Source organism: Dermacoccus sp. 147Ba, assembly GCF_004151355.1.
Lineage (GTDB): Bacteria > Actinomycetota > Actinomycetes > Actinomycetales > Dermatophilaceae > Dermacoccus > Dermacoccus abyssi.
Window position 1 is genome coordinate 322,688 of sequence record NZ_SEHL01000002.1, and the last position, 21,764, is coordinate 344,451.

Genomic DNA, 21,764 nt, shown 5'->3' on the forward strand with positions numbered 1-21,764 from the left:
TGTGAGCCATGCGCATCCTCCACACCTCCGACTGGCATCTCGGCCGGTCCTTCCACGGTGAAGGCCTCGGCGATGCGCACGCGCGCTACCTCGACCACCTCGTCGAACTGACCCGCGCGGAGAAGGTCGACGCCGTCGTCGTTTCCGGTGACATCTACGACCGGGCACTGCCGAACCCGCGCACCGTCGAACTGCTCGACGACGCCCTCGTGCGACTGCTCGACACCGGGAGCCGCGTCGTCGTGACCTCCGGCAACCACGACTCGGCCACGCGCCTCGGGTTCGGATCCCGCGTCATGGAGCACTCCGGGCTCCACATCCGCGCCGCCTACGAAGGCATCGCGCGCCCCATCGCGATACCGCGGTTGGGCAGCCAGGACACGGCAGGACATGTTGTGGCGCTTCCCTACCTCGAGCCGTCCGTTGCGGCGGGGAGGTTCGACACAGAGTCGACGCACCGGGCCGTGCTCACCGAGGCGGTGACGCGCGGTCGCACCGCGCTACCTGACGACGGGCTGCCGGTCGTCGGCATGGCACACGCCTTCTTCGCAGGCGCCACGACGAGTGAGTCCGAACGCGACATCTGCGTCGGCGGTCTCGGCGTCGCGCCCCGCTCCGTCGTCGACGCCTTCGACTACGCGGCACTCGGGCACCTCCACGGCGCGCAAACCCTCAGCGAGTCGGTGCGCTACAGCGGCAGTCCGGTCGCCATGTCGTTCAGCGAAGCGGCCCACACCAAGGGCACGTGGCTCGTCGACGTCGCCCGCGGCAGGGTCTCCGCCGAGTTCATCGAGGCACCGATCCACCGTTCGCTCGCCATCCTGCGCGGCGAACTCGACAACCTGCTCGCCGATCCCAAGCTCGAACACGCCGAATCGGCCTGGTGCCAGGTCACGCTCACCGACGAGATCCGGCCTGCGGCGGCCATGGAGCGCGTGCGAGCGCGTTTCCCCCACACCCTGCGCCTGATCTTCGACACGCCTCGCACCGAGGCCCAGCCGATCACCTACGCCGAGCGACTCAAGGGCCGTGACGACGTGGAGCTGTGCTGCGACTTCCTCGCCCACGTACGTGGCGGGCGCGGCCCCAACGCCACCGAGCGCACCGCTATCGGCAAGGCCGTCAGCGCGGCTCTGCGACGCGGTGACGAACCGATGGCAGACGACGGCTCGATGTTCTCCCTCGAGGATCTGCGATGAGACTTCACACCCTGCGCCTGGAGGCGTTCGGGCCCTTCCCTGACCGTGTGGACGTCGACTTCGATGAACTCGACCAGGGCATCCTGCTCGTCAACGGCCCCACCGGCTCGGGCAAGAGCTCGCTCCTCGATGCCGTCGCGTTCGCGCTGTTCGGCGACGTTCCGGGCAGTCGACGCAGCCTGCGCAACGCTCTGCGGAGCCACCACGCCGCGCCAGAGACGGCGCCCTGGGTCGAACTCGAGTTCAGCGTCGGCCCCGAGCGCTGGCGCGTACGCCGGGCACCCGCGTGGGACGCACCGAAGCGCCGCGGTTCGGGAACCACCACGCGCCCCGCATCGGTGAGGCTCGAGCAGTGGCGGGAGGGCCAATGGCACCTTGTCTCGTCCCGTATCGACGAGGCGGCCGACATGGTCACCGACACGCTGGGCATGGGTCTCGAGCAGTTCGCCCAGGTCGTCCTGCTCCCCCAGGGCGAGTTCGCCCAGTTCCTGCGCGCCAAGCCCGAAGACCGCCGGGCCCTGCTCGAGCGGCTCTTCGACGTCGCCCGCTTCGACGCCGTGGAGCGATGGTTCGCTGAGACGAAGAACGAACGCCTCCGTGCGAGTGAGGCCTCGCTCGAACACATCCGGGGTCACATGACGGTCGTCACCGACACGCTCACGCGTCTTGACGACGACGAGTTGCCACCGGCCGTCTGGTCCGACGAGAACGTTGCCGACCTTCCCGAGGTGTTGCGGACCCTCCTCGCCGCCCTGCGCGGGCGCCGTGACGACGCGGGCACGCGGGCGGCCGAGGCCGCGGCCGCAGCCAATCAGGCCGAACGCGCCGTCGAACGCGCCGGCGCGTTGCTGGCCCTGCGTGAGGCCCACGAGCGGGCGCGCACCGACCTCGACTCCTGGCCCGCCGAAACCGTCACCCAGATGAAGAATGACGCGGACGCCGCCGATCACGTGGCGGGCGTGCTTCGCCTCGCGCAACGCAGTGGACGCGCCGACAAACAACTCGAGCAGGCACGTGCCCGGCGCATCGAGACCGCCGGAGCACTCGCGGAGATCACCGGGCTCGAGGCGCCTGGCGAACGTCACGATGCCGACGCCGTTCTCCCGGCCGAGGCGCTGAAGGCTCGGTCACAAGCGCTTCAGGCGCTGCAGTTGCACCTGCCGCGAGCCCTGCGCGCCCTCGACGACGTCGCCGCCGCTCGGCGCCATGCGTCAGCGGCCGAGCAGAAGGCCGTCGCCACGAGGGAGACGGTGGGGACGGCGAAGGAGGAGGGCGAACGTGCCGACGAAGCTGTCGTCGTCGCGGAGGAGACGCTCAGCTCGCTGCCTGACGTGCGAGGCGCCCTCAACGCCGTTCACGCTGCGCGTCGGATTCTTCAGGAAGTCCCTGCACACAGCAGGGCCGTGACCACAGCAACCGAAGCGCGCGACGCAGCAGTGGCCACCTTCACCGAACGTGAGCACGACGCGGTGGCCCTGCGTCTGGCGCGGCTGGCCGGTATCTCCGCCGAGATCGCCACCGATCTCACGCCCGGCAACCCGTGCCCCGTGTGTGGCTCGTGCGAACACCCGAACCCTGCGACTGCGTCACCGCAGGCACCCGGCCCGCAGGCGATCGAGGCGGCGGAACGGGCTGCCCGGGATGCTGACGAGAAGCGTCGCCGTGCCGAAGCCACACTCGCCGGCGCCGAGCAGGCCTGGGCGAGCCACCTCGCGCACCTGCAAGCCCGCCTCGACGACGTCGTGGCCGCTGTGCCGGACGGGGAGACATCCCCTGCGGGGAGCGATGACCCAGCCGAAGCCCTCGTTGCCGCCGACCTCGTCGATGACGACAGCGCGCTGCGTCAGACCGAGCGCGACCTGAACGATCGGGCCCAGCGTCGGGAAGAAGCGGCCGCGACGCTGGAGAAGGCCCGATCGGCGCAGACGCGAGCCCACCGAGGCATAGCAACCGCGGAGAAGGACGCTGCCGCCGCCGTTGCACGCCGCGATGGCGCGAAAGAAGCACTGGCGGCTGCCCTCCAGCACCTCGCGGAAGCCGAGTCGTCCACCCTGCAGTTCGTTTCGGACTACACCGACTCCAACAACTCCCCCGTGCTGCGCGGCACCACGCTGCCCGAAGGTGCCACCGACGGCACGAGCGTGGTTGCCACGGCCACCGGCGACGATGACGCTGCGCAGAACCTCGCGGACGAGGAGCACGAGGAGGCCGTGCGCACCCGCGTCCAGCAGCTCGCTCGGTCGGTCGACGACGCGCGTCGACAGCTGACTGCGATCGACCGCGCGCGTGACGCCTTCGCCCGCGCGGACGCGACCTTCCGTACCGCAGCCACGCAGAGCGAGAGCGCCCACGCCGAACTGTCCGACGAACTCGTCGCCAAGGGTTACGACGACGTCGAGGCGGCCTCCGCCGTCGCCCTCGACGAGGACGAGCTGACGAGTCTGCGCGCCACGTGGCAACACGCCATCGAGGTCCGCGCTGCCGCGGGCGCCACCTTGGCCGACGACACCGTGGTGTCTGCGGCGCACTCCCCCGCTCCCGATCCCGCGCGGCTGCGGCGGAGGGCCGACATCTACGCACGCCGCGCGAACGAATCCTCCACCGAGGCGTCCCGATGGGCGCGGGCCTACGAGATCCTCGACTCGATGCGTGACCGCATCGCCGACGCCGTGCGCGAGCACCTCCCTGTCGCTCAGGCAGCCCGGGAGATGAGCGACCTCGCGAGCACGTTCTCCGGTATCGGCGAGAACACTCACCGCATGAGGCTCACGAGCTACGTGCTCGCCGCCCATCTCGAGACCGTCACGGCGATGGCGAACGAGCGCCTGCACCACATGACCGACGGGCGCTACCAGCTGAAGTACACCGACGAGCGGGCCAAGGGCACCGCCCGCAGCGGACTCGGTCTGGTCGTTGTCGATGCCTGGACCGGCCGCAGCCGCGACACCGCCACGCTCTCCGGCGGCGAGGCCTTCATGGCCTCCCTCGCCCTCGCGCTCGGGCTCGGTGACGCCGTGCGTGCCGACTCCGGCGGCATGGAACTGCACACCCTCTTCGTCGACGAAGGGTTCGGCTCGCTCGACCAGGACACGCTCGAGCAGGTGATGGAGGTACTGGACGGGCTGCGCGAAGGTGGGCGTCTCGTCGGCGTCGTCAGCCACGTCACCGAACTGCGCGCCCGAATCCCCTCTCAGATCGAAGTTCGCAAGACCTCCGAGGGTTCCACGGTTCACCCGATCGTGTCCGGATTCGCCGTGTCAGGCGCGGTCTGAGCGCCGCCCTGTGAAACGCTGGGCGCATGCGTGCGATCCGTCAGTCCAAGAAGCTTCAGAACGTGCGTTACGACGTGCGCGGCCCGATCCTCGAAGAGGCCCAGCGCCTCGAGGCCGAGGGCCACAAGATCCTCAAGCTGAACATCGGCAACACCGCCCCGTTCGGCTTCGAGGCACCTGAGGCAATCCTGGCCGACATGAAGCACCACCTGCACCACGCGCAGGGCTACAGCGACAGCCGCGGCATCTACTCGGCGCGCACCGCCGTCGCGCAGTACTACCAGAGCCGCGGCCTGCGCGAGACGCTCGTCGATGACGTCTTCATCGGCAACGGCGTCTCGGAGCTCATCAGCATGGTGCTGCAGGCCTTCGTCGACGACGGTAACGAGATCCTCGTTCCTGCCCCCGACTATCCCCTGTGGACGGGTGCCGTGACGCTCACCGGCGGCAAGGCCGTGCACTACCTGTGCGACGAGGAGAACGGGTGGAACCCGGACCTTGCGGACATCGAGAGCAAGATCACCGAGAACACGCACGCCATCGTCATCATCAACCCGAACAACCCCACGGGCGCCGTGTACTCCGAGGACGTCGTCAAGGGCCTCGTCGACATCGCACGCCGCCACAACCTCGTCGTCATGGCCGACGAGATCTACGAGAAGATCCTCTTCGAGGACGCGGTGCACCACCACGCCGCCACCTACGCAGGTGACGACGTGCTGTGCCTGACCTTCAGCGGCCTGTCCAAGGCCTACCGGGTGTGCGGTTACCGTGCCGGCTGGGTCATGATCTCCGGCCCAAAGCACCTCGCGGCCGATTTCCTCGAGGGGCTCACCCTCCTCGCCAACATGCGCATGTGCGCCAACGTCCCTGCCCAGCACGCCATCCAGACTGCCCTCGGCGGCTACCAGTCGATTCAGGAGCTCATCGGTCCGGAAGGTCGCTTCTACGAGCAGTCGATGCTGGCGTGGCGCATGCTCAACGACATCCCGGGTGTCAGCTGCGTCAAACCGATGGGCTCGCTCTACACGTTCCCGAAGCTCGACCCAGAGGTCTACCCCATCGAGAACGACCAGGACTTCGTCATCGACCTGTTGCGCGCGAAGAAGATCCTCGTGACGCACGGAACCGGGTTCAACTGGGTCAAGCCAGACCACTTCCGGCTCGTCACGCTGCCCGACGTCGACATGCTCGAAGAGGCCATCGGACGTATCGGGGACTTCCTTGAGGACTACCGCTCCTGATGCCCCGGTGCCGGTCGAACCTCGGCCCCGGAGCATGAACGAAGCCCCATCGCCTTCTCGGCAATGGGGCTTCGTTCGTTCTCCGTCACACGGTGAGGATCAGTCCTCGAACGCCTCGGGCGGCGGGCACGAGCACACGAGGTTACGGTCACCGTACGCACCGTCGATACGACGAACCGGCGCCCAGTACTTAGCGCGCGGGTCGGTGCTGCCCGGGTAGACGGCCTCGCGACGTTCGTAGGGGTGGTCCCATTCGCTCGTCAGGGACAGCGCGGTGTGCGGTGCGTGACGCAGGGCCGAGTCCTCGGCCGCGACCTTGCCGTCGATGACGTCCTGGATCTCGGCGCGGATGGCGAGCATCGCCTCGACGAAGCGGTCGAGTTCCTCGAGCGACTCCGACTCCGTCGGCTCGACCATGAGTGTGCCCGCGACGGGGAAGCTCATCGTCGGGGCGTGGAAGCCGTAGTCGATGAGGCGCTTCGCGACGTCGTCGACCGTGACGCCGGATTCCTTCGTCAGGGCGCGCAGGTCGAGAATGCACTCGTGCGCGACGAGACCGTCGGTGCCCGCGTAGAGCACCGGGTAGGCCTCACGCAGACGTGCGGCGACGTAGTTGGCGTTGACGACGGCGAACTGCGTCGCGCGCGTCAGACCCGCGCCACCCATGAGGCGAACGTATGCCCACGAGATCGGCAGGATGCTCGCCGAACCGAACGGCGCCGCTGAGATCGGACCGACGCCCGTCGCCGGGCCAGCCTCCGCGAACAGCGGGTGGTTCGGCAGGTGCGGAGCGAGGTGCTCGCGCACCGCGACCGGGCCGACGCCGGGGCCACCGCCCCCGTGCGGGATGCAGAACGTCTTGTGCAGGTTGAGGTGCGAGACGTCGCCACCGAACTGCCCCGGCTGGGCGAGGCCGACCATCGCGTTGAGGTTGGCGCCGTCGACGTAGACCTGGCCGCCCGCCTCGTGCACGAGCGAGCAGATCTCGCTGATCGTGTCCTCGAAGACCCCGTGCGTCGAGGGGTAGGTCACCATGATCGCGGCGAGGTTCTCGCCGTGCTCCTTGAGCTCGCCCTTGAAGTCCTCGAGGTCGACCTCACCCGAGGCCGCCGTCTTGACGACGACCACCTTGAGGCCGGCCATGACGGCGGACGCCGCGTTGGTGCCGTGCGCCGAGGCGGGGATGAGGCAGATGTTGCGGTGCCCCTCGCCGTTGGCCTGGTGGTAGGCGTGGATGGCGAGAAGGCCGGCGAGCTCACCCTGGGAGCCGGCGTTCGGCTGCAGCGAGATGTCGTCGTAGCCGGTGATGTCGCACAGCCACTGCTCGAGGTCGGTGATGAGCTCGCGGATGCCCTCGTTCTGGTTGGCCGGAGCGAACGGGTGGAGGTTTGCGAACTCGGGCCACGTGATGGATTCCATCTCCGTCGTGGCGTTGAGCTTCATCGTGCACGAGCCGAGCGGAATCATGCCGCGGTCGAGCGCGTAGTCGCGATCGGCCAGACGACGCAGGTAACGCAGCATGGCCGTCTCGCTGTGGTGGCTGTTGAAGACGGGGTGGGTGAGGTACTCGTCCTCACGCACGAGCGCCTTCGGCAGAGCCGACGCCTCGCCCGCCTCGCGGGTGCGGAAGCCCCACGCGGCGCCGAGAGCGTCGATCTCGCCCTGCGTCGTCGTCTCGTCGAGGCTGATCAGGACGGTGTCCTCGTCGGCCTTCCAGACGTTGACGTCGTGCTCGAGCGCGGAGTCGACGAGCGCCTGCGCGCGTCCCTCGCTGCGGACGGCGAGCGTGTCGAAGAAGGTGTCGTGGACGACCTCCAGGCCGGCCTTCGGCAGCGCAGCGGCGACGAGACGCGCCTTCGCGTGAACGTCCTCGGCGATCTTCGCGAGCCCCTGCGGGCCGTGATAGACGGCGTACATCGACGCCATGACGGCGAGCAGCACCTGCGCGGTGCAGATGTTCGACGTCGCCTTCTCACGGCGGATGTGCTGCTCACGCGTCTGCAACGCGAGGCGGTAGGCCTGGTGGCCGTCGGCGTCGAGCGAGACACCGACGAGGCGCCCCGGCATGTTGCGCTCGAGACCGGCGCGCACCGACATGTAACCGGCGTGCGGGCCGCCGAAGCCCATCGGAACACCGAAACGCTGCGAGGTACCCACTGCGACGTCCGCACCCCACGAGCCGGGCGACGCGATGAGCGTCAGGGCGAGCAGGTCAGCGGCAGCCGTGACGAGCGCACCGTGCTCGTGGGCGGCCTCGGTGAGCGCCTTCCAGTCGACGATCTGACCGTCGGCGCTCGGGTACTGCACGATGACACCGAAGACGGACTTGCCACCCGCAGCTTCGACGAGCGCGTCCGCGTCCTTGACGTCGCGCAGGTCGGCGACGACGACCTCGATGCCGAGCGGCGTGGCACGCGTCTGCGTCACGGCGATGCTCTGCGGCATGACCTGCTCGTCGACGACGAGCACGGCGTCCTTGGCCGACTTGCTCGCACGGCGCATGAGCGTCATGGCCTCGGCGACGGCGGTGGCCTCGTCGAGCAGCGACGAACCGGCCGTCGTGAGACCCGTGAGGTCGGTGACGACGGTCTGGAAGTTGAGCAGCGCCTCGAGGCGACCCTGGGAGATCTCCGGCTGGTAGGGCGTGTAGGCCGTGTACCAGGCCGGGTTCTCGAGAATGTTGCGGCGAATGACGCCCGGCGTGTGCGTGCCGTAGTAGCCGAGGCCGATCATCGACGTCAGGACGCGGTTGCGGGAAGCCTTCTCACGCAACTCGGCGAGCACCTCGGCCTCTGAACCGGCGGCCTCGAGGGCGAGCGGCTCCTTCTGGGCGATGGCCTGAGGAACGGCGCGGGCCACGAGGTCGGCGACGTCGCTCGCGCCGATCGTGGAGAGCATGTGCTCGAGGTCGGAGTCGCCCGGGCCGATGTGGCGGGCGACGAAGGGGGCGAACGAATCGCTTGTCATGGGTGACTCCCTGACGCGTGTCGGTGGGCGACGGCCGACGGTCTGGTCGGCTGCTCCCCCTCTGTCACGCACGACGGCGCTTCAGAGTTGCTTCACCCGATGGTCCACTTCGCCTGAGAGGTTGCGGGGAGGCTTGCCCCTTCGGCGCCCCGGCTCGCGGCCGGAGTCTCTCCCACCGGATTCGACAGCGAGCACAACAGTACCCGACACCGCCGTTGCGGTGTCGGGTACGAGAAGGCTGGTGGAAGCGGTTCAGCCGGCGCGCTTCGCGGCGCGGCGCTTGCGCAGTTCGTCGCCCGGGTGCACGGCGATCTCGGTGGCGTCGGGACGCTCACCGGGGAGTTCGGCAAGGGTGCCTTCGACCTCGGCCCAGACGCTTCCGAGTGCGATACCGAACACGCCCTGGCCGCCGCGCAGAAGGTCGATGACCTGGTCGTCGCTCGTGCACTCGTAGACCGACGCCCCGTCGGACATGAGCGTGATGCCCGCGAGCTCCTTGACGCCGTGGTCGCGCAGTGCTGCCACCGCGACGCGGATCTGCTGGAGCGAGACACCGGCGTCGAGCAGGCGCTTGATGACCTTGAGGACGAGGACGTCGCGGAAGGAGTACAGGCGCTGGTGGCCGGAACCGCTGACGTTGCGCACCGACGGTTCGAGCAGGCCGGTGCGGGCCCAGTAGTCGAGCTGGCGGTATGTCACACCGGCAGCGCGGCAGGCAGCCGGGCCGCGGTAGCCGAGCATCGCGTCGTCGATCTCGACCTCGCGCGTGACATCGGCGTCGATCGGCGCGGGAGCCTCGGAGTGAGACTCGGGCGCTTTGCCGGTGGAAACCACGGCGACCTCCTGGAAGAAACAAGGCGTGAGCACGTTGACCCGCGCCCTCTTGACTCCTCAAAGGTAGAGCCGATTCAGGGTCCGATCAATGACAGCGCGCACGACACGCCGAATAAATTTCCCGAAATTGCGCGGATCACGACTCGATCACAAACACTAAAGGTTCACTTAACGCTTAGTTCTATCGAATCATTCGGGGGGTCAACCAACACTTCACTCTTCGGGTTCTTCGAAGTCCTCTGCGCTGACGTGGTCAAGGAATTCGCGGAACTTCTCGACCTCTTCCTCCTGCTCGTCGGCGACCTGAACGCCCACTTCGTCCACGATGGCGTCCGCGACGAGGATGTCCACAGAAGCGCGCATCGCGAGAGCGACGGCGTCGCTGGCGCGGGAATCGACGCGCCCACCGTCGTCGAACACGAGGCTCGCCTCGTAGACGTCGTCGCGTAGCGCCGTGATCTCGACACGTTCCAGCGAACGGCCCGCCGCGCCCGCAACGTCGAGGACGAGATCGTGCGTGAGGGGCCGCGGGGAATCAACACCTTCGGCGAACAACGCGATCATCGAGGCCTCGGGCGAGCCGATCCAGATGGGTACGTGCGTCACTCCACCTTCGATACGCAGAAGGAGGACGGGGCTGGTCGTCGGCAACTCGACTCGGATGCCGGAAACTTCGGCGCGCTTCACATGTCCACGCTACCGCGCAGCCGCGACCGGGAGCGACCTGCGGAACACCTCGGGTGCCACCGACCGGCGACACCTGCAACGTCAGTGACGCAGGCCGGCCTTCACGAGGGCCACGTGCAACGCGAGGCAGCGCTGAGCGATGACGGCGCGCTGCGACTCGTCACGCAGTGGAACCTGCTCGACAAGACCGATCTCGCGGTCTGCCGCCAGGCGGAAAGGACGCAGATGACGGCCCTGAACACCGAACTCGGCGAGTGCGGCCGCAGCCGTCGCCACGGCGAGAGCCTCACCGTCGAAGTGCCCGTCCGCGCCGGGGCGCACGAGACCGAACGTTTCGAGCTCGGCGATGAGGGCGTCCGTGCCGCCGGCCCCACGAGCAAGTTCTTCGCGGGTGAGCGAGAGTGTCTCGTTCGCATCCGCGGCGAGCGTCTCGACATCAGGCACGTCGGGGTCGGCCGTCGGCGTCGGAACGCTGGGAACGGCGCTGACGAAGTCGGCGTCCTGCGGGGTGAGGCCACGGTCGTAGGCGTCGAGCGCCTCACGGATGACCTTAAGGGGCCAGAAGCGATCGCGCTGGGCCCGCAGGACGAAGCGCAGACGCTCGACGTCCTCGTCGCTGTAGCGGCGATACCCGGAGTCGGAGCGTTTCGGGGAGACCAGACCTTGGGCGTCGAGGAAACGAACCTTCGAGACCGACAGGTCGGGGAACTCCTCGCGCAGGGTCTTGAGAACCGCGCTGATCGTCAGGCCGTGCTGTGCCATGGAGCGGAAGCGCCTCAGCTCTGCTCGGGTGCGGAGTGTGCGGCGGCGTAGTACGTGAGTCGGTACTTGCCGATCATCACCTCGGCGCCGGTGACTAGCGGCAGATTGTCGACGAGCTTGCGGTCGACGTAGGTGCCGTTGAGCGATCCGATGTCCTGCACGCTGTAGCCGTTGCCGGAGCGAACGAAGATGGCGTGACGGCGCGAGACCGTGATGTCGTCGAGGAAGATGTCGCTCTTCGGGTGACGCCCAGCGCTGACCTCGTCTGCGTCGAGCAGGAATCGCGCACCGGAGTTGGGTCCGCTCAGCGCGATGAGCAGCGCGGTGTTCGGGCGCAGCGCCTCGACCATCGCCTGGTCGGCCGGCGAGAGCACACGGGGTGCCTCGTGCGACAGCTCACGCGGCTCCCAACCAGCTTCGCCGGGCACGCCGATCGTCGTGGCATCACCGGAATAGCCGTTGTACTCGTCAGCCATGGTGTACCCCATCCCCTGCGCCTTGCGGCGCCGTGTCGTGAGCGGCTCGTCCGCACGGGGCGAGCCGTTCGATGTGGTGGTCAGACTACCGTCACCCGACGGAACCGAGGAACCGCCGGGTGACGAGAAGACTTACAGGACGTGTCAGTCGAGCGAGCCGGTGTAGGCGTCGGCGTCCATGAGGCCGTCGATCGCAGAGGCATCGCTGGGGCGGATCTCGAACATCCAGCCGGAGCCGTACGGGTCGGAGTTGACCGTGCCGGGCTCGGCGTCGAGCGTGTCGTTGACGGCGACGACCTCACCGTCGAGCGGCGAGTACAGGTCGCTGACGGACTTCGTCGACTCGACCTCGCCGCAGGATTCGCCCGCCGTGACGGAGTCACCGACGGACGGGAGGCTGACGTACACGACGTCGCCGAGGGCGTCCTGGGCGTACGCCGTGATGCCGACGCGAACGACGCCCTCGCCCTTGTCTGCGACCCACTCGTGGTCTTCGGTGTAACGAAGGTCGGCCGGGTACTGCAACTCGCTCATGGTTCTCCTCGAGTCGGTCGGTGAGCAGGCGTCTGGTCAGTCTCTTCGGTGCAGCGAGGTGATCTGCATCGAGGTTTCCTCGGAGACCTTAACGCGAGCGCCTGCTTGTGTCAGCGTATCGGTCACACCGCCCGGAATGGCCATCGCGGTGCTCATGGTGTGCGGATCGCCGATGGCGCTGATCGTGAACTTCTCCGGCAGGCTTCGGCCTTCGACGCTCGGGCGGCCGTCCACGTCGGTGAACCAGGACGACGCGACGATGCGGTTGCCACCGACATCGATGGACTCGGCGCCGGCGTCGCGTAGCTCCTGGACGGCGTCGAGGATGTTGGCCGCTGTGACGTCGCCGCCGGCGGAATCGACCTCGATGATGATGCCGGGGCCCTTGACCTGCACCGTTCCGTTGAGGATGGCGAGTTGGTCGAGACGCTTCTGCGCGTCGGCCACGGCTGCCCGGTCTCCGCCGCGAGCGAGCTGTTCCTTGCTCGTCGTGAGGTCGTCGAGTTCCTTCTCCAGGCGCGCGGACTGGTCGTTGACGTTGCCCAGGAGCGCCACGAGGTCGGCCTGCGAGAGGTTGTCGAGGCCGGACTTCTCGTTCTGCTGCACCTGCGTCATGACAGCGAAGCCGAGGCCCAGGGCGAGCACCGCCGCCGTCAGACCGCCCGCGAGGGAACGCGGACCTCCGAAGGCGTAGCGTCGCCAGGGTTGGGCGGGAGCCTCGTGCCCGTCATCGGGCGTCGCGTCGGACTGCTCAGCCGAGGTCGCGATCGACGGGGAGGTCTCGGCGCCTTCCTCAGGAACGTGCTTCTCCCCCGGCAACGCCGCGTCCTTGGCCGGCTCCGACGACGCCTCAGCGGGGTCGATTTCGGTCGGTGCGTCGAGGTCTGGCGCCTCGGGCGTCTTCTTCTGCTTCTTGCTCATGCCTTGAACACGTGTCGGCGGATCGAAGCGACGTTGGTGAAGATGCGCAGGCCGAGCACGACTACGACGCCGGTGGACAGCTGGTTACCGACACCCAGTTGGTCGCCGAGGAACACGATGAACGCGGCGACGACGACGTTCGAAAGGAACGAGACGACGAAAACCTTGTCGTCGAACAATCCGTCGAGGGCTGCACGGATACCGCCGAACAGCGCATCGAGCGCGGCGATGACGGCGATCGGCAGGTACGGCTGCATCCACAACGGAACGTCGGGGTGCAGCCACAGGCCGAGCACGAGGCCGATCACGAGGCCGATGGCAGGAATCACGTCAGCTCCTAACGAGGGGAAGGGCGAAGTCAGCGCACCGGCTGAGCGTGGGCGATACGGATGGTTCCTTGCGCAGGCACCGTGACGTTGCCACGGGAGGTGGAGATGGTGAAATCCGACTTCCGCAGCGACGTGAGGTAGTCCCCCGAGAACCCGCTCTCGAACTTGTTCTGCATGTCGCTCGGACCGATCGCGGTGACGGTGTACGGCGTCGCGAGCGGACGGTAGTTGACGAGGATGGCCGAGCCGGCGAAGCGCACCGCGCTGAGTGATGTGATGCGCTGACCGTTGACGCTGACGGCGGTCGCCCCCGAGGACCACAGACCGTTGATGACGTGCTGCAGATCGCTCGAGGTGAGGGCGTTCTCGTCCTCACCGGTGCGCGGATCGCTGTCGGCTGCATCGGCCTCGGCGTCCTCGGGGTTCTCGATGACGACGGTGAGCCCGGGCCCGCTGACGGCGGCCGCTCCAGCGGTGCGCTCACCGGCCGTGAGGTCGGCGCTCAGGTTCGAGCGCTCCTGGCGGGTCAACGCTGACGAACGGTTCGAGTCCAGTTCCGTGCGTAGTGCCTCCACCTCGGCGGCGGAGTCGTCGTTCGCCTTCTGTTTCGCCTCGACCTGTTCCACGAGTTGCGCGTGACGATCGGCCTGCACCGAATCCGGCACTCGCAGGGCATGGGCCGCCGCGCCGAGAAGGAAGCCGAGGGCGATGACCGTCACGACGAGCAGCGGCGAACGGCCCGGACGACGAACCAGCCCCTCACCCGTTGCCTCGCGCTTGCGGGCCACGTCTTCGTAGAGGGGGTCGATCGGCCGCTTCATGGCGTCGAAGATGAGCGCCATGCTCGCGGCCGGGTCCTGGAGACGTACCTCGCGCGTCGTTCCCGGCGAGCGCGGCTTGCGTCGGATGAGTCGGTGCGGTGCCATCACACCGCCCGCGCGCGAACGACCTTCAGCATCTCGCGCACCTGGACGGCGTACAGCAGGCCGGCGAGCCAGTACAGGCACACGCCCCACAGGACGAAGGCCCAGGCGGTCGGGCGCGCCAGGTCACCGGCAGCGCCCTCGATCTCGGCGAGCAGGAGAAGGGGGAAGGCGTACAGAAGGTTGAAGGTGGCCGCCTTGCCGATGAAGTGCACCGGCGGCAGCGGCAGGTTGTGCCGGCGGACGGTGGGCGCCATCGTGAGGATGAAGACTTCGCGCAGAACCAGGGCGAGCACCACCCACATCGGCAGGATTCCACGCATCGCGAGGCAGACGATCGTCGCGACGATGTAGAGCCGGTCAGCCATCGGGTCGAGGATGGCTCCGAGACGCGACTGCATGTCGAACTTGCGGGCGATCTTGCCATCGAGGTAATCGGTGAACCCCGCCACCATGAGGACGACGAGGGCCGTCTTGTCCCACTCCGAAAGGATCAGCCAGACGAACGCCGGAACACCGACGAGCCGCAGGAAGGACAGCACGTTCGGCACCGTCCAGATGCGGCTCGAAAGCTCCGGTTCAGCGGTCGTCACAGGCCAAGACTAGGCGATGGCCCCGCGCGGCGCGCACCGACCGTCGAGCCCGCGGCCCCTAGCATGGAGCCGTACTGCACCGACCCCGAGGAGCTCATGTCCGCCGCACGCAACACCCTGTTCACCGCGCTCGCCTGCCTGAGCGTGTCCGCCGCCTCCCTGACGGCGCCGGCGTCCGCGCAATCACCCGCTGAGGCCTCTGCCCCCGCGAGCGCCGCGACGACGACCGCCACCGGCCTGCGCGCCGCGTCGAACGCCCTGTACGAGAACTGGGCCGGCTACCAGGTTGCGGCGAAGAACCCGACGCAGGCCCGGGGTTCGTGGACGGTACCGAAGGCGTCGTGGCCCGGACGTGACGGCTACTCGAACATGTGGGTGGGCCTCGGCGGCGGAAACCGTGCGCAGGGCCAGCTCATCCAGGCCGGAACGGAGCACGACTCGAAGTGTGTCGCCCTCCGGGCGGGCAAGTGCTCGAAGTGGAAGAACGACTACTACCTGTGGGTCGAGACGTTCCCTCAGCGCTCGCAGGAACGCATCACGAATCTGCCCGTCTCTCCCGGTGACCCTGTCCGGGTCGCGGTGCGCTGGTCGGCGCGGGACAGCCGTGCCTACTTCACGCTGTGCAACGAGCGCCTCCAGCGCTGTGTCGTGACTTCCCGCGCCACGAGCGCGCCGAAGGGCGTTGCCGAGTTCGTGCTCGAACGCCCGAGCCGCGCCGACGGACGCCCGCTCGCCCTCGCGAACACGGGCACGGTCTCGCTCCGTCAGCTCAGCGTCACCGACGCCTCGGGCACGCGGGTGCCGAAGAAGATGGCCAACACGCGCATCTCGATGTTCAACGGCAACCTGCTCGCATCGCCGGGCGCGTGGTCGGCGAGCGGCAACGGCTTCCCGGTGACGTTCAAGCGCGCGGCCTGACGCTGCCGGTTCAGCCCGCCTGGGGTTCGATCCGGCGGATGGTGTCGTCGCCGTCGTCCGCGCGGACCGCCGAGGGCTTGAGCAGCTGCTGGAGCCGCAGCGGGAACTTCATGGCGACGAGCAGGATGACGATTCCCGTGAACGACGCGGAGAGCACGATGATCGCTCGACCGAGTGACATCGTCTCCGCGAGCGCGGCTCCGACGACGGGCGACACGGCTCCACCGAGCGCGCCGACGTTGTAGGTGAAGCCGAGCGCGGCGGCGCGCTTCTCGATGGAGAACCAGCTCACCATCCACTTGGGCACGAGGCCGCCGACGCCGGCGCCGAAGCACTGCTGGACGAACAGCAGGAGCCCAATGAGGAGCGCGTGGTCCGAGGTCAGCGTGAAGATCGGCCACAGCAAGGGTAGGGAAATGAGCAGGCTGCCCCAGTAGGCACGGGTGGTGCCGAAACGGTCTCCGGTGAAGCCGGCCAGGATCGCGCCGAAAGCCGTACCGAATCCGCTCCAGAAGAGGATGTCGCTGACTTCTCCGGGCGAGAGACCGAGGTCGGTCTTGAGGTAGGTCGGCAGAAGGGCCGTGACGGGCCAGGCGAAGAAGAACACGGTGAAGACCACGACCGTCACGGCAACGGCCGTGGGCCAGCGCTGAGGCTCGAACTGTACGAGGAACCAGACGAACACTGCCGTGATCAAGACGGACATCGGGGTGATGATCGCTGCGCCGTGGACGTAACCGCCGAAGATGGCGAGGAGAATCGCGAACGTCGCCAGGGTGAGGAGGACGTTGAGAATGCGGTGCGGGCCGCGGTACAGCGTCGTGAACATGTCGGGCGTTGCGTCCACCCGACCGGAGTCCTTCGCCCGACGGAAGTCCTCCGGTTCGGGCAGACCACGGCGCAGCCAGAGGGCGAGCACGATCGGCACGAGACCGATGGCGAACAGCGCTCGCCAGCCCCACGCGGGCACGACGAAGCGGTAGACCTGAGCGACCAGCACTCCACCGATGGAGAAGCCGCTGATGAGGAAGGCGCTGGCCTTGTTACGCAGGTGCTGCGGCCACGACTCGATGACGTAGGTGGCGCTCGCGGAATACTCCCCCGCCATGCCGAAGCCAATGAGAAGGCGTGCGGCGAACATCATGACGTAGCCGGTGGAGACGGCACACAACAGTGAACCGAGGGAGAACGTGACGATGGCGAGCACCATGGCGTCACGGCGTCCGAGGGTGTCGGCGATGGCGCCGAGCACGAGACCTCCGAACCAGCGGGAGACGAACGCCGCGCTGATGAGGGTGGCGGCCTGGACGCCGTTGAGGTCGAACTCGTCGGCCACCTCGGTGAGGACGAGCGTGATGATGACGAAGTCGAAACCGTCGAGCAGGTACCCGAGCCACGCGGCCCAGAAGGACTTCCACTGCGTCGGGCTGACCTCGCGATACCAGGGCACGATGGCAGCGTTCATGTGTGCCTCCTCATCCGGTTGTGCTGCTCACGGTTCTCCGGCACCTTATAGAGATTCGATGCGTCGCAGGCTGAATTCGCTCTGGGCACGGTGCCGGCCGAGCGTTAGGGTCGAAGCATGAACGGCATCGAGGTACTCAAGGATCTGGCGGGACGAGCCGCGGAGGTGGCGGGTTCCCTGCGGGACGTTCCGGCCGAGCGACTCAACGCTCACCCGGGGCACGACAACTCGATCGCGTGGCTGTTGTGGCATGCAGCTCGAGAGATCGACGTGCAGGTCGCGCAGCTCTCGGGCGAACAACAGGAGTGGACGCGAGGGGGCTGGGCGGAGAAGCTCGGCGTGGACCGCGGTGCGGACGCGATGGGCTACGGCGATTCCTCCGAGCAGGCGCGCGCCCTCGTGGTGAACGACGCGAACGCCCTCGTCGATCACCTCGAGGCCGTGACGGCTGCGCACGTGGCCTACCTCGACACCCTGACGGACGCGGACCTCGACGATGTCGTCGACGAGAACTGGGATCCGCCGGTCACCCGCGGCGCCCGCCTGGTGAGCGTCAGCGAGGATGCGCTGCAGCACGTCGGCCAGGCGAGCTACCTTGCAGGCATGAAGGATTCCGCCTTCGAGTGAGTCGCGTTCCGACGCGACGCCCGGTCGTCAGCGCACGTATCGTCGAAACATGACCATCAGCAGCCAGGACATCGACGACTTCTTCGGTCGCTATGCGGCGGCGCTCACGAATTTCGACGCCGGGGCCGCGGCGGACCTGTGGGCGACACCCGGCACGATCGTGGACGACCGGGTTCTCCGGCGTCCTCGACTCACGGGACGCGATGGTGTCAGGGCTCGAGCAGTCCTAGCCGGTCTACAAGCAGCTCGGTCTCGCGTCGGTGGCGTACGAGATCGTCGATCAGCGCCACTTCAGTGACCGTCTCGTCCTCGTCGCCGTCCGCTGGACGTTCTTCGACGCGAACGGGGACGCCCTCACGGACAGCAGCCCCTCCTACCTCCTGCGTCGCGAGGATTCCGGTCTGCGGGCGACCGTATGCATCCAGACCGACGACGTGGAGAAGCTGCAGGCACTCGCCGAAAGCCGCGGGGTGGATCTCGCGTCCCGCAGCGAGTGACTCTCACCGCGTCCGGCGAAACGAGCACGAAAAAGCGGGAGGGATCGCACGATGCGATCCCTCCCGCTGGCCTGTCGGGCTGACAGGATTTGAACCTGCGACCCCTTGACCCCCAGTCAAGTGCGCTACCAAACTGCGCCACAGCCCGTTGCGCCCGAGAGCGCAAGCCCCGAAGGGCGAAATGAACCTTACCCCACGGTGGCGGGCGCCTCACAATCGGGTGACGCGCGCCCCACTCGCAGGGGTCAGCGAGGCTCAGAAGTCGAAGATGTCCCCCGCGATGTCGCCGATGGCGTCACCGACGGAACCGAAGATGTCGCCGAGGCCGCCGGCCATGTCGCCGAGGTCGAACAGGCCCGCACCGTCGCCGAGAAGATCAGCCAGTCCGCCGATGGCCTCGATGCCGAGATACGCAATGTCGTCACCGAAGAACAGCCAGAAGAACGGGTCGGATGCCAGGCCGCCCATGATGTTGCCGTAGCCCTCGAGTTGGGCCGCCTTGGCGACGTCGCCGATCACCGACGCCCAGCGCTCGGTCAACCCGAAGATCATGGCGTACGGCAGGTAGCGGCTGAACAACCCTGCTGCCTCTTCGTACTTGATCTGACTGGCCTCCGCCGTCGCGATGTACTTGCGGAAACCGAGCGTCTGGATGCGAACGGCCGTGCCGTCGGCCGTACGCGGCGAGCGGCCGGCGAGGCCGAAGAAACCCTTGCTGCGCGGGTCACGCTCGTACCAGCCGCGCTCCATCGTCTCGCGGTACAGCGAGTCCGTGATGTGCCGCAGCGGCCCCCGCAGCTGGCGCTTCATCTGCTCCAGCCCGACGTATTTCACGCCGGGCGGGAAAAGCGCGTTGAGGAAGTCGGCCTCCACCTGCGTGATGATGTCGTCGCGCGGGAACTCGTTCTGCACGAACAACCACGAGTCGTCCTGCTTGTCGATGCGGAACCACCCGCGAAGGGACAGATCGATCATCATGGCCCCGATGTCACGCGGGTCCACCTTGCCGTCCACCACGGTGCCCGCGAGAGCCGCGCTGACGCCCTTGGGCGGCGAGAACTGCACGGCGGCCTCACCGGCCCACTCCTTGCGCCCCTTGACGCGGCGGACCTCCCCCGTGCCGGCAGCCGGCGTGAGACCGGGCGTGACGCCGACGTACTCGTAATCGTGGTTCCAACCGAACATCGATGACCTTTCGTTCGCGGGGCGCTCACAGCCTAGCCACCGCGCTCAGCCTCTGGCAGACCGGCTCAGCGATCTCCGGGGAACTTCGCGCCGTAGTTTCGCGCCACGGCGAGTACATACAGATCGTCGAGCGAGAAACCGCCCGATGACGCAGCAGCCATGCCGACCAGCATCGGGTTGCGGTGCATCTCGGCGAGCATCTGCCCAGCCGCGGACGTCGGACGTCCCGTCTGGGCGGTGTCGAGTTCCTTGGACCACGCACCGACGAGTTCGAACGCCACCGCGTAGGCGAGCTAGCCGCCCACGAAGCCCTCGCTCTGATCGTTCGCGAGCTGCTTGCTTTCGACCTTCGCGAGGTAGTGCTTGAACGACGCCGCCTCCCGCTTGAGACGCTCGCCGTCGGAGCTCAGCCACGACCCCCGGCGCCCCAGCATCCCGCGGGACGCCGGATTGCGGGTTGCGACGCCGTGGGCCACCATCTCGTCGCCCAGCGCCGTCGCCACCTCCTCGACATGCCCCCTGGAGGCGGTGCTTGAGCGACGACAGAGACACGTCCTGACGCGGCACGGCGTCACCGGGCGTCTGCGACAGGCCGGGCCGGAAGAGAGCATCCATGAGGCCGTCTGGTTGGCGTCCTGCGACGGTTGGTCCTTGTGCGAGCGGCTGAACATGGTGACCCCTTTTGAGTGTGTGCTGGCTCACCATAGGCGACGGCCGCCGTCTCGAACAGAGACGGCGGCCGGTCGTGGCCACAGCTGGATCAGCGCTGCTTGCGCTTCTCGCGCACGCGCACCGAGATCTCGATGGGCGTGCCGTCGAAACCGAACTCCTCGCGCAGGCGACGCTCGATGAAGCGGCGGTAGCCGGCCTCGATGAAGCCGCTCGCGAAGATGACGAAGCGCGGCGGACGCGTCGAGGCCTGCGTCGCGAACAGGATGCGCGGCTGCTTACCACCACGCACGGGGTGCGGGTGGGCTGCCACGACCTCGCCGAGGAACGCGTTGAGACGGCCCGTCGGGATGCGCTGGTCCCACGAGTCGAGAGCTACCTCGAGCGCCGGGACGAGACGGTCCGTGTGACGCCCCGTGGCGGCGGAGATGTTGACGCGCGGCGCCCACGGCACCTGCACGAGCTCGCGCTCGATCTCCTTCTCCAGGTAGTAGCGGCGCTCCTCGTCGAGCAGATCCCACTTGTTGTACGCGACGACGAGGGCGCGGCCTGCGTCGATGACCTGCTGGACGACACGCACGTCCTGCTCGGCGATGCTCTGCTCCGCGTCGATGAGGACGACGGCGACCTCCGCCTTCTCCAGCGCCGTCTGCGTGCGCAGGGACGCGTAGAAGTCGGCGCCGCGGGTCTGGTGAACGCGTCGGCGGATACCGGCGGTGTCGACGAAGCGCCACGTCTTGTCACCGAGTTCGATGTATTCGTCGACCGGGTCGCGCGTCGTACCCGCAACGTTGTCGACGACGACGCGCTCGGAGCCGGCGAGCTTGTTGAGCAGCGACGACTTGCCGACGTTCGGGCGCCCGAGCAGCGCGACGCGACGGGGGCCGCCGCGCGGGTAGGCGCCGGCCACGGCCGACTTGTCCGGAAGCTCGTTGATGATGGCGTCGAGGGCGTCACCCGTGCCGCGCCCGTGAAGGGCCGAGACCGGGTAGGGCTCGCCGAGTCCGAGCGACCACAGCATCGCGGCGTCCGCCTCGGTGCGGTTGTCGTCGACCTTGTTGGCCACGAGCACGACAGGCTTCTTCGAGCGGCGCAGCAGCTTGACGACGGCCTCGTCGGTGTCGGTGGCACCGACGGTGGCGTCGACGACGAACATCACGGCGTCGGCGAGTTCGACAGCCACCTCGGCCTGCTCGGCGACACGCAGGTGAATGCCCGTGGCGTCGACCTCCCATCCGCCGGTGTCGACGAGCGTGAAGCGGCGCCCGACCCACTCGGCGTCATAGGCCACACGGTCACGCGTCACACCCGGAACGTCCTCGACGACGGCCTCACGGCGGCCGAGGATGCGGTTGACGAGAGTCGACTTGCCGACGTTGGGGCGTCCGACGACGGCAACAACAGGGCGCAGGTCCGCCTCACTGAAGCCCTCGTCGTCACCGCCCTCGCCGCTGAGGAGGGCGCGGTCCTCGTCGCTGAGGTCGAAGTCCTCGAGCCCGACCCGGAGGGCCTGCTCGACGGACTCGTCGCCTGGGAAGTTCTGCTCGTCGCTCACGCGTCATACCTTCGAATGTCGGAAAGTTCTGCGCGGTTCGCTCGTCGATCGGAGTCTGATCCGTGTCGCGCCGCGCCATGACGCCGAACGGGCGTCAGACACCATTC

At 68.0% G+C, this 21,764-nt stretch carries 21 protein-coding genes, 1 tRNA gene and 1 riboswitch; of the genes, 6 read left to right on the forward strand and 16 right to left on the reverse strand.

The genetic code is table 11. From position 1 onward, the window contains the following. The first annotated feature begins 8 nt into the window (after positions 1 to 8). The 3 genes from EVU97_RS03800 to EVU97_RS03810 are packed head-to-tail and all read left to right on the forward strand — an operon-like array spanning position 9 to position 5,715. A complete protein-coding gene (locus EVU97_RS03800) occupies positions 9 to 1,199 on the forward strand; it encodes an exonuclease SbcCD subunit D (RefSeq protein WP_129663634.1) in 1,191 nt (396 codons plus the stop codon). After that, the gene (locus EVU97_RS03805) at positions 1,196 to 4,471 is read left to right on the forward strand and encodes an AAA family ATPase (RefSeq protein ID WP_129663636.1); all 3,276 of its coding nucleotides are present in this window, start codon (positions 1,196 to 1,198) and stop codon (positions 4,469 to 4,471) included. Before EVU97_RS03800 ends, EVU97_RS03805 begins: the two co-directional genes overlap by 4 nt. A gap of 26 nt (positions 4,472 to 4,497) precedes the next feature. Next, entirely contained in the window at positions 4,498 to 5,715 is a 1,218-nt protein-coding gene (locus EVU97_RS03810; protein WP_047311611.1) for a pyridoxal phosphate-dependent aminotransferase, read from the forward strand. Between the two features lie 99 nt (positions 5,716 to 5,814). Here the strand turns inward: EVU97_RS03810 and gcvP are convergent, their stop codons facing one another. The 10 genes from gcvP to EVU97_RS03860 all read right to left on the reverse strand — a co-directional run bounded on the left by gcvP (position 5,815) and on the right by EVU97_RS03860 (position 14,741). Beyond that, positions 5,815 to 8,682 carry an aminomethyl-transferring glycine dehydrogenase gene (gene gcvP, locus EVU97_RS03815; protein ID WP_129663638.1) on the reverse strand — a complete coding sequence of 956 codons (2,868 nt, stop codon included), beginning with the start codon at positions 8,680 to 8,682 and terminating at the stop codon, positions 5,815 to 5,817. Positions 8,683 to 8,772: 90 nt separating this feature from the next. Beyond that, positions 8,773 to 8,867: riboswitch (glycine riboswitch) on the reverse strand. A 67-nt stretch (positions 8,868 to 8,934) separates the two neighbouring features. Then, positions 8,935 to 9,516, reverse strand: coding sequence for a MerR family transcriptional regulator (locus EVU97_RS03820; protein ID WP_369798771.1), 582 nt, complete (start codon positions 9,514 to 9,516; stop codon positions 8,935 to 8,937). Positions 9,517 to 9,729: 213 nt separating this feature from the next. Beyond that, positions 9,730 to 10,203 (reverse strand): bifunctional nuclease family protein, encoded by a 474-nt coding sequence (locus EVU97_RS03825; protein ID WP_129663640.1) that lies wholly within the window; start codon positions 10,201 to 10,203, stop codon positions 9,730 to 9,732. A gap of 81 nt (positions 10,204 to 10,284) precedes the next feature. Next, positions 10,285 to 10,965: a MerR family transcriptional regulator gene (locus EVU97_RS03830; RefSeq protein ID WP_047311608.1), complete on the reverse strand. Its 681-nt coding sequence runs from the start codon at positions 10,963 to 10,965 to the stop codon at positions 10,285 to 10,287. A 14-nt stretch (positions 10,966 to 10,979) separates the two neighbouring features. Continuing rightward, complete coding sequence (locus EVU97_RS03835) at positions 10,980 to 11,453, reverse strand: FHA domain-containing protein (protein WP_225910758.1); 474 nt, start codon at positions 11,451 to 11,453, stop codon at positions 10,980 to 10,982. A gap of 132 nt (positions 11,454 to 11,585) precedes the next feature. Next, entirely contained in the window at positions 11,586 to 11,975 is a 390-nt protein-coding gene (gene gcvH / locus EVU97_RS03840; RefSeq protein WP_047311607.1) for a glycine cleavage system protein GcvH, read from the reverse strand. Positions 11,976 to 12,011: 36 nt separating this feature from the next. Next, positions 12,012 to 12,896 carry a DUF881 domain-containing protein gene (locus EVU97_RS03845; RefSeq protein WP_129663642.1) on the reverse strand — a complete coding sequence of 295 codons (885 nt, stop codon included), beginning with the start codon at positions 12,894 to 12,896 and terminating at the stop codon, positions 12,012 to 12,014. Continuing rightward, positions 12,893 to 13,225, reverse strand: a complete 333-nt coding sequence (locus EVU97_RS03850; protein ID WP_047311606.1) for a small basic family protein — start codon at positions 13,223 to 13,225, stop codon at positions 12,893 to 12,895. The genes EVU97_RS03845 and EVU97_RS03850 overlap by 4 nt, the downstream gene beginning before the upstream one ends. Positions 13,226 to 13,254: 29 nt before the next feature. Next, positions 13,255 to 14,151: a DUF881 domain-containing protein gene (locus tag EVU97_RS03855; RefSeq protein WP_129663644.1), complete on the reverse strand. Its 897-nt coding sequence runs from the start codon at positions 14,149 to 14,151 to the stop codon at positions 13,255 to 13,257. Next, positions 14,151 to 14,741: a CDP-alcohol phosphatidyltransferase family protein gene (locus EVU97_RS03860; protein WP_118913174.1), complete on the reverse strand. Its 591-nt coding sequence runs from the start codon at positions 14,739 to 14,741 to the stop codon at positions 14,151 to 14,153. The genes EVU97_RS03855 and EVU97_RS03860 overlap by 1 nt, the downstream gene beginning before the upstream one ends. Before the next feature lie 63 nt (positions 14,742 to 14,804). Here EVU97_RS03860 and EVU97_RS03865 point away from each other — a divergent pair, with 63 nt between their 5' ends. Further along, positions 14,805 to 15,659 (forward strand): G1 family glutamic endopeptidase, encoded by an 855-nt coding sequence (locus tag EVU97_RS03865; protein WP_129663646.1) that lies wholly within the window; start codon positions 14,805 to 14,807, stop codon positions 15,657 to 15,659. A gap of 10 nt (positions 15,660 to 15,669) precedes the next feature. On the opposite strand, the gene EVU97_RS03870 is transcribed toward EVU97_RS03865, so the two are convergent. Further along, a complete protein-coding gene (locus tag EVU97_RS03870) occupies positions 15,670 to 17,124 on the reverse strand; it encodes a sialate:H+ symport family MFS transporter (RefSeq protein ID WP_129663648.1) in 1,455 nt (484 codons plus the stop codon). Positions 17,125 to 17,241: 117 nt separating this feature from the next. On the opposite strand from EVU97_RS03870, the gene EVU97_RS03875 reads away from it, so the two are divergent. Both EVU97_RS03875 and EVU97_RS15195 read left to right on the forward strand, forming a co-directional pair. Next, positions 17,242 to 17,751 carry a DinB family protein gene (locus EVU97_RS03875; RefSeq protein ID WP_129663650.1) on the forward strand — a complete coding sequence of 170 codons (510 nt, stop codon included), beginning with the start codon at positions 17,242 to 17,244 and terminating at the stop codon, positions 17,749 to 17,751. A gap of 260 nt (positions 17,752 to 18,011) precedes the next feature. Beyond that, positions 18,012 to 18,248 carry a hypothetical protein gene (locus EVU97_RS15195; protein WP_225910757.1) on the forward strand — a complete coding sequence of 79 codons (237 nt, stop codon included), beginning with the start codon at positions 18,012 to 18,014 and terminating at the stop codon, positions 18,246 to 18,248. A gap of 74 nt (positions 18,249 to 18,322) precedes the next feature. Here EVU97_RS15195 and EVU97_RS03885 read toward each other — a convergent pair. The 5 genes from EVU97_RS03885 to der form a co-directional block, all read right to left on the reverse strand. Beyond that, a tRNA-Pro gene (locus EVU97_RS03885) sits at positions 18,323 to 18,396 on the reverse strand. Positions 18,397 to 18,503: 107 nt separating this feature from the next. After that, a complete protein-coding gene (locus tag EVU97_RS03890; protein WP_129663652.1) occupies positions 18,504 to 19,433 on the reverse strand; it encodes a DUF2207 domain-containing protein in 930 nt (309 codons plus the stop codon). Positions 19,434 to 19,498: 65 nt separating this feature from the next. Continuing rightward, positions 19,499 to 19,714, reverse strand: a complete 216-nt coding sequence (locus EVU97_RS03895) for a hypothetical protein (RefSeq protein ID WP_129663654.1) — start codon at positions 19,712 to 19,714, stop codon at positions 19,499 to 19,501. A gap of 12 nt (positions 19,715 to 19,726) precedes the next feature. Further along, the gene (locus tag EVU97_RS03900) at positions 19,727 to 19,936 is read right to left on the reverse strand and encodes a hypothetical protein (protein WP_129663656.1); all 210 of its coding nucleotides are present in this window, start codon (positions 19,934 to 19,936) and stop codon (positions 19,727 to 19,729) included. A gap of 257 nt (positions 19,937 to 20,193) precedes the next feature. Continuing rightward, positions 20,194 to 21,657 carry a ribosome biogenesis GTPase Der gene (gene der / locus EVU97_RS03905; RefSeq protein ID WP_047311586.1) on the reverse strand — a complete coding sequence of 488 codons (1,464 nt, stop codon included), beginning with the start codon at positions 21,655 to 21,657 and terminating at the stop codon, positions 20,194 to 20,196. Positions 21,658 to 21,764: the final 107 nt, after the last annotated feature.

Bases quoted from the DNA above. Each gene is read 5' to 3' on its own strand.
- EVU97_RS03800 (WP_129663634.1), top strand. From the start codon at position 9: ATGCGCATCCTCCACACCTCCGACTGGCATCTCGGCCGGTCCTTCCAC.
- EVU97_RS03805 (WP_129663636.1), top strand. From the start codon at position 1,196: ATGAGACTTCACACCCTGCGCCTGGAGGCGTTCGGGCCCTTCCCTGAC.
- EVU97_RS03810 (WP_047311611.1), top strand. From the start codon at position 4,498: ATGCGTGCGATCCGTCAGTCCAAGAAGCTTCAGAACGTGCGTTACGAC.
- gcvP (WP_129663638.1), bottom strand. From the start codon at position 8,682: ATGACAAGCGATTCGTTCGCCCCCTTCGTCGCCCGCCACATCGGCCCG.
- EVU97_RS03830 (WP_047311608.1), bottom strand. From the start codon at position 10,965: ATGGCACAGCACGGCCTGACGATCAGCGCGGTTCTCAAGACCCTGCGC.
- EVU97_RS03835 (WP_225910758.1), bottom strand. From the start codon at position 11,453: ATGGGGTACACCATGGCTGACGAGTACAACGGCTATTCCGGTGATGCC.
- gcvH (WP_047311607.1), bottom strand. From the start codon at position 11,975: ATGAGCGAGTTGCAGTACCCGGCCGACCTTCGTTACACCGAAGACCAC.
- EVU97_RS03845 (WP_129663642.1), bottom strand. From the start codon at position 12,896: ATGAGCAAGAAGCAGAAGAAGACGCCCGAGGCGCCAGACCTCGACGCA.
- EVU97_RS03855 (WP_129663644.1), bottom strand. From the start codon at position 14,151: ATGGCACCGCACCGACTCATCCGACGCAAGCCGCGCTCGCCGGGAACG.
- EVU97_RS03865 (WP_129663646.1), top strand. From the start codon at position 14,805: ATGGAGCCGTACTGCACCGACCCCGAGGAGCTCATGTCCGCCGCACGC.
- EVU97_RS03870 (WP_129663648.1), bottom strand. From the start codon at position 17,124: ATGAACGCTGCCATCGTGCCCTGGTATCGCGAGGTCAGCCCGACGCAG.
- EVU97_RS03875 (WP_129663650.1), top strand. From the start codon at position 17,242: ATGAACGGCATCGAGGTACTCAAGGATCTGGCGGGACGAGCCGCGGAG.
- EVU97_RS03890 (WP_129663652.1), bottom strand. From the start codon at position 19,433: ATGTTCGGTTGGAACCACGATTACGAGTACGTCGGCGTCACGCCCGGT.